Raw genomic sequence first — 10695 nt, forward strand, 5'->3', positions numbered from 1 at the left:
CGTACATGTATACGAAGATTTTAGGTACCGGCAGCTACCTGCCAAAACAAGTGCGTACCAACGCCGATCTTGAAAAAATGGTAGATACGTCTGACGAGTGGATTGTCACGCGCACAGGTATCCGTGAACGTCGTATCGCCGCGCCAGACGAAACTGTGTCCACCATGGGCTACGAAGCCGCTCAGCGCGCGCTTGAGATGGCAGGCATTGATAAAGAACAGATCGGGCTGATTGTGGTCGCGACAACGTCTGCCACGCATGCCTTCCCAAGCGCGGCGTGCCAGGTGCAGAACATGCTCGGCATTAAAGGCTGCCCGGCGTTTGACGTTGCCGCAGCGTGTGCGGGCTTCACCTATGCGCTGAGCATCGCCGATCAGTACGTGAAATCGGGCGCGGTAAAATATGCGCTGGTGATCGGCGCTGACGTGCTGGCGCGTACCTGCGATCCAACCGATCGCGGCACGATCATTATTTTTGGCGACGGTGCGGGCGCGGTACTGCTGGGGCAGTCCGACGAGCCGGGCATCATCTCCACGCATCTGCATGCTGACGGTCGCTACGGCGAACTGTTAACGCTGCCTAACGCCGATCGCGTTAACCCGGACAGCGCGATCTACCTGACGATGGCGGGTAACGAGGTGTTTAAGGTGGCCGTCACTGAACTGGCCCACATCGTTGACGAGACGCTGGAAGCAAATAATCTGGACCGCGCCGCGCTCGACTGGCTGGTGCCGCACCAGGCTAACCTGCGTATTATCAGCGCGACGGCGAAGAAGCTGGGCATGTCAATGGATAACGTTGTGGTGACGCTCGATCGCCACGGCAATACCTCTGCGGCATCGGTACCGTGCGCATTTGACGAAGCGGTACGCGATGGACGAATTAAACGGGGCCAACTGGTCTTGCTTGAAGCCTTCGGTGGTGGGTTCACCTGGGGTTCCGCGCTGGTTCGTTTCTAGGATAAGGATTAAAAAATGACGCAATTTGCTTTTGTGTTCCCGGGACAGGGCTCGCAAACCGTTGGGATGTTGTCTGAAATGGCGGCAAACTACCCGGTTATCGAAGAGACTTTCCGTGAAGCTTCTGACGCGCTGGGTTATGATCTGTGGGCGCTGACCCAGCAGGGTCCGGCCGAAGAGCTGAACAAAACCTGGCAGACCCAACCGGCACTGCTGGCTGCCTCCGTTGCGCTGTGGCGCGTATGGCAGCAGCAGGGCGGCAAAGCGCCAGCGTTGATGGCGGGCCACAGCCTCGGCGAATATTCTGCGCTGGTCTGTGCGGGCGTTATTGCCTTTGCTGATGCGGTTCGTCTGGTTGAATTGCGTGGTAAATTCATGCAGGAAGCGGTGCCAGAAGGCACGGGCGGCATGTCTGCCATCATCGGTCTTGATGATGCTTCTATTGCGAAAGCGTGTGAAGAATCTGCTGAAGGTCAGGTGGTTTCTCCGGTAAACTTCAACTCGCCTGGCCAGGTGGTTATTGCCGGTCATAAAGAAGCGGTTGAACGTGCCGGCGCCGCCTGTAAAGCAGCGGGCGCGAAGCGCGCGCTGCCGCTGCCGGTGAGCGTGCCGTCTCACTGTGCTCTGATGAAGCCTGCCGCCGATAAGCTGGCAGTTGAGCTGGAAAAAATGACCTTTAACGCACCGACGATTTCCGTTGTGAATAACGTCGATGTGAAATGCGAAACCGCACCCGACGCTATCCGTAACGCGCTGGTTCGCCAGCTTTACAGCCCGGTGCAGTGGACCAAAACCGTTGAGTTTATGGCGTCTCAGGGCGTTGAGCATCTGTACGAAGTCGGCCCTGGTAAAGTTCTCACCGGCCTGACGAAGCGTATTGTTGACACCCTGACGGCCTCGGCGATTAACGAGCCGGAAGCAATGAAAGCGGCACTCTCGCAATAAAAGAGGAATACCATGAGTTTTGAAGGAAAAATTGCCCTGGTGACCGGCGCAAGCCGCGGTATCGGGCGTGCTATTGCTGAAACACTGGTTGCGCGCGGCGCGAAAGTGATCGGGACTGCGACCAGTGAGAAGGGCGCAGAGGCCATCAGCGAGTATCTGGGTGCGAACGGTAAAGGTCTGGTACTGAATGTGACTGAGCCAGCATCTATCGAATCTGTTCTGGAAAATATTCGCGCAGAGTTTGGCGAAGTGGATATTCTGGTCAATAATGCCGGGATCACTCGCGACAACCTGCTGATGCGAATGAAAGATGATGAGTGGAACGATATTATCGAAACCAACCTGTCATCTGTATTCCGTCTGTCAAAAGCGGTAATGCGCGCTATGATGAAAAAGCGTCATGGTCGTATTATCACTGTGGGTTCTGTGGTTGGTACCATGGGAAATGCTGGTCAGGCTAACTACGCTGCGGCGAAAGCAGGTCTGATCGGTTTCAGTAAGTCGCTGGCGCGTGAAGTCGCGTCCCGCGGAATTACTGTAAACGTTGTTGCTCCGGGCTTTATTGAAACGGACATGACGCGTGCGCTGACGGATGATCAGCGTGCGGGTACGCTGGCGGCAGTTCCGGCGGGTCGTCTTGGCGACCCTAAAGAAATCGCCAGCGCGGTTGCATTTTTAGCCTCTGACGAAGCGGGTTACATCACTGGTGAAACCCTCCACGTCAACGGCGGGATGTACATGGTTTAATCACGATCGAAAATATTTGCGTTATTTGGGCAAATGGCCTCAAAATAACGTAAAATCGTGGTAAGACCTGCCGGGATTTAGTTGCAAATTTTTCAACATTTTATACACTACGAAAACCATCGCGAAAGCGAGTTTTGATAGGAAATTTAAGAGTATGAGCACTATCGAAGAACGCGTTAAGAAAATTATCGGCGAACAGCTGGGCGTTAAGCAGGAAGAAGTTGTGAACTCCGCTTCCTTTGTTGAAGACCTGGGCGCAGATTCTCTTGACACCGTTGAGCTGGTAATGGCTCTGGAAGAAGAGTTTGATACTGAGATTCCGGACGAAGAAGCTGAGAAAATCACCACCGTTCAGGCTGCCATTGATTACATCAACGGTCACCAGGCGTAAGTGAACATCTCCAGGCGGTCATTCGACCGCCTGAGTTTTATCTTTTGTAGTCCCACGAATCTCTTTTTTTATCCCTCCCTGGAGGACAAACGTGTCTAAGCGTCGTGTAGTTGTGACCGGACTTGGCATGTTGTCTCCTGTCGGCAATACCGTAGAGTCCACCTGGAAAGCTCTCCTTGCCGGTCAGAGCGGCATCAGCCTAATCGACCATTTCGATACTAGCGCCTATGCAACGAAATTTGCTGGCTTAGTAAAGGATTTTAACTGTGAAGAGATCATCTCGCGCAAAGAACAGCGCAAGATGGATGCCTTCATTCAATATGGAATTGTCGCTGGCGTTCAGGCCATGCAGGATTCTGGCCTTGAGATTACGGAAGAGAACGCTACCCGTATCGGCGCTGCTATCGGCTCCGGGATTGGCGGCCTTGGCCTGATTGAGGAAAACCATACGTCTCTGATGAATGGCGGCCCGCGTAAAATCAGCCCGTTCTTCGTTCCGTCTACGATTGTAAACATGGTGGCAGGTCATCTGACCATTATGTTTGGCCTGCGTGGCCCAAGCATCTCAATCGCGACAGCCTGTACGTCTGGCGTGCATAACATCGGCCAGGCCGCGCGTATTATCGCGTACGGCGATGCAGATGCTATGGTTGCGGGCGGTGCTGAAAAAGCCAGTACCCCGCTGGGTGTCGGTGGCTTCGGTGCAGCGCGTGCGCTCTCAACCCGTAACGATAACCCGCAGGCGGCAAGCCGTCCGTGGGATAAAGACCGTGACGGTTTCGTGCTGGGTGACGGTGCGGGCATGATCGTACTGGAAGAGTACGAACACGCGAAAAAACGTGGCGCGAAAATTTATGCTGAAATCGTTGGCTTTGGCATGAGCAGCGATGCGTATCACATGACGTCACCACCAGAAAATGGTGCGGGCGCCGCGCTGGCTATGGCTAACGCGATCCGTGATGCGGGCATTACCCCGGCACAGATTGGCTACGTTAACGCACACGGGACGTCTACTCCTGCGGGCGATAAAGCAGAAGCGCAGGCTGTTAAGTCTATCTTCGGCGAATCTGCCAGCCGTGTACTGGTGAGCTCCACGAAATCCATGACCGGTCACCTGCTGGGTGCGGCGGGCGCGGTAGAGTCAATCTACTCTATCCTGGCGCTGCGCGATCAGGCTGTACCGCCAACCATCAACCTGGACAATCCGGATGAAGGTTGCGATCTGGACTTCGTTCCTCACGAGGCACGCCAGGTGAGCGGTATGGAGTACACCCTGTGTAACTCCTTCGGTTTCGGTGGAACTAACGGTTCTCTGATCTTCAAAAAGGTCTGAGTCTGATTAGTCACTGACGTTAAAAAAGGTCCGCTTGCCGGGCCTTTTTTATTAGGTGAAATCCACTTGTCCGGCTATCAACATCCTGCCAGACTGTGCCTCCACGCATAAGGAGCCACCATGTTTTTAATCAATGGCCTTGAGCAAGAAACGCTGCCGGCAAGCGACAGGGCGACCCAGTTTGGCGATGGCTGTTTCACGACCGCGCGTATTCTCGACGGTAGCGTGTGCCTGCTCGAAGCCCATATCCTTCGTTTACAAAAAGCCTGCGAAACGTTACTGATCCCCTTCTCAGCGTGGGGCATTCTCGAAAGCGAGATGCGTCGGCTGGCGTCAGCGAAAACAAGCGGCGTTTTGAAGGTAATCATCAGCCGCGGAAGCGGCGGGCGAGGGTACAGCGGCTCTGCCTGCCTGCATCCTACGCGGATCCTTTCCGTTTCAGATTATCCTTCCCACTACGCGCACTGGCGTGAAGAGGGCGTAGCCCTGGCGCTGAGCCCGGTACGCCTGGGGCGAAACCCGATGCTTGCCGGAATAAAACATCTTAACCGCCTTGAACAGGTGCTTATTCGTACTCATCTTGAGCAGACGGAGGCCGGGGAGGCGCTGGTTCTTGACAGCGAAGGGTACATTACGGAATGCTGTGCGGCTAATTTACTCTGGCGGAAGGGCAGTGACGTATTCACGCCTTCGCTGGAGCAGGCCGGTGTCAACGGCATAATGCGACAGTTTTGTTTGCAACAGCTGGCACGCGCTGACGTTCGCGTTGTCGAAGTTAACGCTAAGGAAGAGGCGCTGCTGGCCGCGGATGAAGTTGTTATCTGCAATGCGCTAATGCCCGTTGTCCCCGTTCGCGCTTATGGCCACACGTGCTGGTCATCCCGCGAGCTGTTCCAGTTTCTGGCCCCGTTATGTGAGCAAACCAGGTAGTCATGAAGAAAATGTTACGCTTTGTCCTCCTTCTTATCGTTGCGTTCGGTATTGCCGGCGGAGCGGGAGTGTGGAAAGTCCGTCAGTTGGCGGACAGCAAGATCCTGATTAAAGACGAGACGATTTTTACCCTGAAAGCGGGTACCGGGCGGCAGGCGCTTGGTCAGCAGCTGTATGGCGACAAAATCATTAACCGCCCACGTGTCTTCCAGTGGCTGCTGCGTATTGAGCCTGAACTGTCCCACTTTAAGGCCGGGACCTATCGCTTTACTCCTGGCATGACCGTGCGCGAGATGCTGCAACTGCTGGAGAGTGGTAAAGAAGCCCAGTTCCCGCTGCGTTTTGTTGAGGGTATGCGTCTGAGCGATTACCTCAGGCAGCTGCGCAACGCGCCGTATATCAAGCATACGCTCAAGGATGATCGCTACCAGACGGTTGCGGAAGCCTTAAAATTCGACCATCCCGAGTGGATCGAAGGCTGGTTCTGGCCCGACACCTGGATGTACACGGCAGGCACGACGGACGTGGCAATCCTGAAGCGCGCGCACAACAAAATGGTCGCGGCGGTAGAGTCTGCCTGGAAAGGGCGAGCTGAAGGCCTGCCGTATAAAGATCAAAACCAGTTCATGACGATGGCCTCTATCATCGAGAAAGAGACGGCCGTCGCTGCCGAACGCGATCAGGTTGCCTCGGTGTTTATTAACCGTCTGCGTATCGGCATGCGTTTGCAAACCGATCCTACCGTTATCTACGGCATGGGCGAAAACTACAGCGGCAAGATTTCCAGAAAAGATCTGGAGACGCCAACGGCGTATAATACCTACGTCATTAGCGGCTTGCCGCCTGGACCGATCGCAACACCAGGTGAAGCCTCGTTGAAGGCTGCCGCGCACCCGGCCAGGACACCGTATCTCTATTTTGTGGCTGATGGAAAAGGGGGGCATACCTTTAACACCAACCTGGCCAGCCACAATCGCTCTGTTCAGGACTATCTGAAGGCACTTAAGGAAAAAAATGCGCAGTAAATACATTGTCATTGAGGGACTCGAAGGGGCGGGAAAAACCACCGCCCGTAACGTGGTGGTTGATACGCTGACATCGCTTGGCGTCGCCGACATGGTCTTCACCCGCGAGCCGGGCGGTACGCAGCTGGCGGAAAAACTGCGCAGTCTGGTTCTGGATATCAAATCCGTCGGCGATGAAGTTATTACCGACAAAGCGGAAGTGCTGATGTTCTATGCAGCGCGCGTTCAGCTGGTGGAGACGGTGATCAAGCCCGCGCTGGCAGAAGGGAAATGGGTGATTGGCGATCGCCACGATCTCTCAACCCAGGCGTATCAGGGCGGTGGCCGAGGTATCGATCAGGCCATGCTGGCTACGCTTCGCGACGCGGTTCTGGGCGATTTCCGTCCTGACCTGACGCTGTATCTCGACGTGACCCCTGAGGTGGGCCTGAAGCGCGCCCGGGCGCGCGGCGAACTGGACCGAATTGAACAGGAGTCTTTTGACTTCTTTAACCGCACCCGCGCGCGTTATCTGGAACTGGCCGGACAGGACAGTACCATTCGTACCATCGACGCGACGCAATCCCTGGATAACGTGACGCGTGATATTCAGCAGACCGTTACGCAGTGGGTACAGGAGCAGCAGGCATGAAATGGTATCCATGGTTGCGCCCGCACTTTGAACAGCTGATCAACAGCTATCAGGTTGGTCGGGGGCATCATGCGTTACTGATCCAGACCCTGCCGGGCATGGGCGATGATGCGTTGATCTACGCCATCACGCGCTTTCTGATGTGCCAACAGCCGGAAGGGCATAAAAGCTGCGGCAAATGCCGTGGCTGCCAGCTCATGCAGGCGGGCACGCATCCTGACTATTACACCCTCGAACCCGAGAAGGGCAAGAATACGCTCGGCATCGACGCGGTGCGTGAGGTCAGTGAGAAACTGTACGAATATGCGCGTCTGGGAGGGGCGAAAGTGGTGTGGCTGAAGGACGCCGCGCTGCTCACGGAAGCCGCTGCCAACGCCCTGTTAAAAACGCTGGAAGAGCCGCCAGAGAATACCTGGTTTTTCCTCTCCTGCCGCGAGCCGGGCCGACTGCTGGCGACGCTGCGTAGCCGCTGCCGTCTTCACCACCTTGCAGCCCCTCAGGAGTCGTGGGCGCTCGCCTGGCTGGAGCGAGAAGTGACGGTGTCACAGAATGCGGCGCTCTCGGCGTTGCGCCTGTGCAGCGGTGCGCCTGCGGCTGCGCTGGCCTTATTGCAGCCGGAGGTGTGGTCCCAGCGTGAAACGCTTTGTCGTGCGGTTGAATCAGCCCTTGATAACCATGACTGGCTGAGCGTCCTGCCAGCGCTGAACAGCGATCAGGCTCCGGAACGGCTCCACTGGCTGGCCGCACTGCTGCTGGATGCGCTCAAAATCCAGCAAGGGGCGACGCTTCTGACTAACCCTGACGTGTGGACGCTGGTCACCACGCTGGCGAATCGCCTGTCCGGGTCGACGCTGCACGCTATCCTTCATGATATCTGCCAGAGTCGTGAACAACTTTTGACGGTAACCGGTCTTAATCGCGAGCTTTTACTGACCGACCAGTTACTGCGTATCGAACACTACCTGCAACCGGGTGTTATACCGCCGGTTTCCCACCTCTGAGAGAGACATTATGTTTTTAGTCGACTCACACTGCCATCTTGATGGCCTGGATTATCAATCCCTGCATAAAAATGTGGACGACGTGCTGGCGAAAGCCGCCGAGCGCGATGTGAAATTTTGCCTGGCCGTGGCGACCACGCTGCCGGGCTACCGCACCATGCGTGAACTGGTTGGCGAGCGTGATAACGTTGTCTTCTCCTGCGGCGTGCATCCGCTGAATCAGGATGAAGCGTACGAGGTTGAGGATTTACGCCGCCTTGCCGCAGAAGAGGGCGTCGTGGCGATGGGCGAGACCGGCCTCGACTACTTCTACACGCCAGAGACGAAACCTCGCCAGCAGGAATCCTTCCGCAACCATATCCGTATTGGTCGTGAACTGAATAAGCCGGTTATCGTTCATACCCGCGACGCACGCGCCGACACGCTGGAGATCCTGCGGGAAGAAAAGGTGACGGATTGCGGTGGCGTACTACACTGTTTCACAGAAGACAGAGAAACGGCGGGTAAGCTGCTTGATTTAGGCTTTTATATCTCGTTTTCGGGGATCGTTACGTTCCGTAATGCTGAACAGCTGCGTGATGCGGCGCGCTATGTTCCGCTGGATCGTATTCTGGTGGAAACCGATTCCCCGTACCTGGCGCCGGTGCCTCATCGCGGCAAAGAGAACCAGCCGGCGATGACCCGTGACGTTGCTGAGTATATGGCCGTTCTGAAAGGTGTCAGTATTGACGAGCTGGCTCGCGTGACCACGGAAAACTTCGCCAGCCTGTTCCATATCGACCCCGCCCGCCTGCAATCTGTCTGATACGCCTGTTTTTTTTAGGCTCGTAATTAATAAGCAAAACGAGTAAAGTTCACCGCCTCATTCAGGGCGGTGATGGCGTTTTTAGACACATCCAGACATGCTTTATGTAAATATCTGCAAGTTTTTTGGTCGTCTTGAACTGAAACGTGATAGCCGTCAAACAAACTCAGAGGGAATTATTTTACTCTGTGTAATAAATAAAGGGCGCTTAGATGTCCTGTCCACGGCGCGGTACTCCCCCCGGGCCAATGCGTGAAAGCGTAAAAAAAGCACAAATACTCAGGAGCACTCTCAATTATGTTTAAGAATGCATTTGCTAACCTGCAAAAGGTCGGTAAATCGCTGATGCTGCCAGTATCCGTACTGCCTATCGCAGGTATTCTGCTGGGCGTCGGTTCTGCAAACTTCAGCTGGCTGCCAGCCGTAGTTTCCCACGTGATGGCCGAAGCAGGCGGTTCTGTTTTTGCTAACATGCCGCTGATCTTCGCTATCGGTGTTGCGCTGGGCTTCACCAATAACGACGGTGTATCCGCTCTGGCGTCCGTTGTTGCTTACGGCATCATGGTGAAAACCATGGCTGTGGTTGCGCCGCTGGTCCTGCATTTACCTGCTGAAGAGATTGCCGCTAAGCACCTGGCAGACACCGGTGTTCTCGGTGGTATCATCTCCGGTGCGATTGCAGCGTACATGTTTAACCGCTTCTATCGCATCAAGCTGCCTGAGTATCTGGGCTTCTTCGCGGGTAAACGTTTTGTGCCGATCATTTCGGGTCTGGCCGCGATTTTCACCGGTGTGGTCCTGTCCTTCATCTGGCCACCAATCGGTACGGCTATCCAGACCTTCTCTCAGTGGGCGGCTTACCAGAACCCGGTTGTGGCGTTCGGTATCTACGGCTTCATTGAGCGCTGCCTGGTACCATTTGGTCTGCACCACATCTGGAACGTTCCCTTCCAGATGCAGATTGGTGAATACACCAACGCAGCAGGTCAGGTGTTCCACGGTGACATCCCACGCTACATGGCGGGCGACCCAACGGCAGGTAAACTGTCAGGTGGCTTCCTGTTCAAAATGTACGGTCTGCCAGCCGCTGCGATTGCTATCTGGCACTCTGCTAAACCAGAGAACCGTGCAAAAGTGGGCGGTATCATGATCTCCGCAGCGCTGACCTCGTTCCTGACCGGTATCACCGAGCCGATCGAGTTCTCCTTCATGTTCGTTGCGCCGATCCTGTACATCATCCACGCGGTACTGGCAGGTCTGGCATTCCCAATCTGTATCCTGCTGGGTATGCGTGACGGTACGTCCTTCTCTCACGGCCTGATCGACTTCATCGTTCTGTCCGGTAACAGCAGCAAGCTGTGGCTGTTCCCAATCGTGGGTGCGGGCTACGCAGTGGTGTACTACACCGTCTTCCGCGTGCTGATCAAAGCACTGGACCTGAAAACTCCGGGTCGTGAAGATGCAACTGAAGACAGCAAAGCCGGTGCGACCAGCGAAATGGCACCTGCACTGGTTGCGGCCTTCGGCGGTAAAGAAAACATCACTAACCTGGACGCGTGTATCACTCGTCTGCGTGTGAGCGTTGCCGACGTGGCGAAAGTAGACCAGCCGGGTCTGAAAAAACTGGGCGCAGCGGGCGTCGTTGTTGCAGGTTCTGGTGTTCAGGCAATCTTCGGAACAAAATCCGATAACCTGAAAACCGAAATGGATGAGTACATCCGCAACAACTAAGCTGTGACCTGGGGAGACTAAGGCAGCCGAATGGCTGCCTTTTTTATTGCTGCGGTTTGTGGTGCGGGGTGGCGGCTACGCCTTACCCGGCCTACAAAACCCTAGGCCCGGTAAGCGTAGGGTATGAACCGGAAACATGGGTAACACTTTAGACCGGATACATGGGTAACAGTTATAACTGGCATAGAAGAGGAGAC

At 55.3% G+C, this 10695-nt stretch carries 11 protein-coding genes; all 11 read left to right on the plus strand.

Going from position 1 to position 10695, the window contains the following annotated elements:
- The first annotated feature begins 5 nt into the window (after nt 1-5).
- The 11 genes from INF58_RS13625 (at nt 6) to ptsG (ending at nt 10498) form a co-directional block, all read left to right on the plus strand.
- Entirely contained in the window at nt 6-959 is a 954-nt protein-coding gene (locus tag INF58_RS13625; RefSeq protein WP_063866364.1) for a beta-ketoacyl-ACP synthase III, read from the plus strand.
- Nucleotides 960-974: 15 nt separating this feature from the next.
- Nucleotides 975-1904, plus strand: a complete 930-nt coding sequence (gene fabD, locus INF58_RS13630; protein WP_023335277.1) for an ACP S-malonyltransferase — start codon at nt 975-977, stop codon at nt 1902-1904.
- A gap of 12 nt (nt 1905-1916) precedes the next feature.
- A complete protein-coding gene (fabG, locus tag INF58_RS13635; protein WP_023335278.1) occupies nt 1917-2651 on the plus strand; it encodes a 3-oxoacyl-ACP reductase FabG in 735 nt (244 codons plus the stop codon).
- Between the two features lie 154 nt (nt 2652-2805).
- On the plus strand, nt 2806-3042 hold the full coding sequence (acpP, locus tag INF58_RS13640; protein ID WP_003857954.1) for an acyl carrier protein: 237 nt from the start codon (nt 2806-2808) through the stop codon (nt 3040-3042).
- Between the two features lie 91 nt (nt 3043-3133).
- Nucleotides 3134-4375 (plus strand): beta-ketoacyl-ACP synthase II, encoded by a 1242-nt coding sequence (gene fabF / locus INF58_RS13645; protein WP_063866366.1) that lies wholly within the window; start codon nt 3134-3136, stop codon nt 4373-4375.
- Between the two features lie 120 nt (nt 4376-4495).
- The gene (pabC, locus tag INF58_RS13650) at nt 4496-5305 is read left to right on the plus strand and encodes an aminodeoxychorismate lyase (protein ID WP_193527877.1); all 810 of its coding nucleotides are present in this window, start codon (nt 4496-4498) and stop codon (nt 5303-5305) included.
- A 2-nt stretch (nt 5306-5307) separates the two neighbouring features.
- Nucleotides 5308-6330, plus strand: coding sequence for a cell division protein YceG (gene yceG / locus INF58_RS13655; RefSeq protein WP_193527878.1), 1023 nt, complete (start codon nt 5308-5310; stop codon nt 6328-6330).
- The gene (tmk, locus tag INF58_RS13660) at nt 6320-6961 is read left to right on the plus strand and encodes a dTMP kinase (protein WP_193032926.1); all 642 of its coding nucleotides are present in this window, start codon (nt 6320-6322) and stop codon (nt 6959-6961) included. The genes yceG and tmk overlap by 11 nt, the downstream gene beginning before the upstream one ends.
- A complete protein-coding gene (holB, locus tag INF58_RS13665; RefSeq protein ID WP_193527879.1) occupies nt 6958-7962 on the plus strand; it encodes a DNA polymerase III subunit delta' in 1005 nt (334 codons plus the stop codon). The genes tmk and holB overlap by 4 nt, the downstream gene beginning before the upstream one ends.
- Before the next feature lie 10 nt (nt 7963-7972).
- Nucleotides 7973-8767, plus strand: coding sequence for a metal-dependent hydrolase (locus tag INF58_RS13670; RefSeq protein WP_193527880.1), 795 nt, complete (start codon nt 7973-7975; stop codon nt 8765-8767).
- Nucleotides 8768-9064: 297 nt separating this feature from the next.
- The gene (gene ptsG / locus INF58_RS13675; protein WP_003857942.1) at nt 9065-10498 is read left to right on the plus strand and encodes a PTS glucose transporter subunit IIBC; all 1434 of its coding nucleotides are present in this window, start codon (nt 9065-9067) and stop codon (nt 10496-10498) included.
- Nucleotides 10499-10695 lie beyond the last annotated feature (197 nt).

The sequence above is a fragment of the Enterobacter cloacae complex sp. P24RS genome, assembly GCF_014982165.1.
GTDB lineage: Bacteria > Pseudomonadota > Gammaproteobacteria > Enterobacterales > Enterobacteriaceae > Enterobacter > Enterobacter quasihormaechei.

Coding starts and splice junctions, on each gene's coding strand:
- INF58_RS13625 (WP_063866364.1), top strand. CDS start 6: ATGTATACGAAGATTTTAGGTACCGGCAGCTACCTGCCAAAACAAGTG.
- fabD (WP_023335277.1), top strand. CDS start 975: ATGACGCAATTTGCTTTTGTGTTCCCGGGACAGGGCTCGCAAACCGTT.
- fabG (WP_023335278.1), top strand. CDS start 1,917: ATGAGTTTTGAAGGAAAAATTGCCCTGGTGACCGGCGCAAGCCGCGGT.
- acpP (WP_003857954.1), top strand. CDS start 2,806: ATGAGCACTATCGAAGAACGCGTTAAGAAAATTATCGGCGAACAGCTG.
- pabC (WP_193527877.1), top strand. CDS start 4,496: ATGTTTTTAATCAATGGCCTTGAGCAAGAAACGCTGCCGGCAAGCGAC.
- yceG (WP_193527878.1), top strand. CDS start 5,308: ATGAAGAAAATGTTACGCTTTGTCCTCCTTCTTATCGTTGCGTTCGGT.
- tmk (WP_193032926.1), top strand. CDS start 6,320: ATGCGCAGTAAATACATTGTCATTGAGGGACTCGAAGGGGCGGGAAAA.
- holB (WP_193527879.1), top strand. CDS start 6,958: ATGAAATGGTATCCATGGTTGCGCCCGCACTTTGAACAGCTGATCAAC.
- INF58_RS13670 (WP_193527880.1), top strand. CDS start 7,973: ATGTTTTTAGTCGACTCACACTGCCATCTTGATGGCCTGGATTATCAA.
- ptsG (WP_003857942.1), top strand. CDS start 9,065: ATGTTTAAGAATGCATTTGCTAACCTGCAAAAGGTCGGTAAATCGCTG.